Below are 539 nucleotides of genomic sequence, written 5' to 3' on the forward strand. Positions count from 1 at the left end.
ACGCCCCGACGGTGAGGAAGGCCACCACGATGAGGGCGAAGTAGTCCGCCGGTCCCAGCGAGACCGCGAAGGACGCGAGGGTCGGGGCGAGGAAGGTGAGCCCAACGGTGGCGATCGTCCCCGCCACGAAGGAGCCAATCGCGGCGGTGGCCAGCGCGGCGGCGCCGCGGCCCGCCTTCGCCATCCGGTTGCCCTCGAGCGCCGTCACAATCGACGAGGACTCACCCGGGGTGTTCAGCAGGATCGAGGTCGTCGACCCGCCGTACATGCCCCCGTAGTAGATCCCGGCGAAGAGAATGATCGCGCCCGTGGGATCGAGGGAATAGGTCAGGGGGAGCAGCAGCGCCACGGTCATGGCCGGGCCGATCCCGGGGAGCACCCCAACGGCGGTCCCGACGAAGACGCCGAGCAGGGCGTAGAGCAGGTAGAGGGGCTGCAACGCGGTGGCAAAGCCCTCCAGCAGGTGGGGGAGATTATCCATTGAGGAACCCGATCCAGGAGAACAGCGGACCGGCGGGCAGCGACAACCCGAGCAGACC

General features: G+C 69.0%; 1 protein-coding gene. It reads right to left on the reverse strand.

Translation table 11 applies throughout. From position 1 onward, the window contains the following. Window positions 1-481, reverse strand: a 481-nt coding sequence (locus OOT08_RS12825; protein WP_325093132.1) for a tripartite tricarboxylate transporter permease, incomplete at its 3' end; no start/stop codon positions are given. Window positions 482-539 lie beyond the last annotated feature (58 nt).

The sequence above is a fragment of the Leucobacter sp. M11 genome (assembly GCF_035726885.1).
GTDB lineage: Bacteria > Actinomycetota > Actinomycetes > Actinomycetales > Microbacteriaceae > JAPFRB01.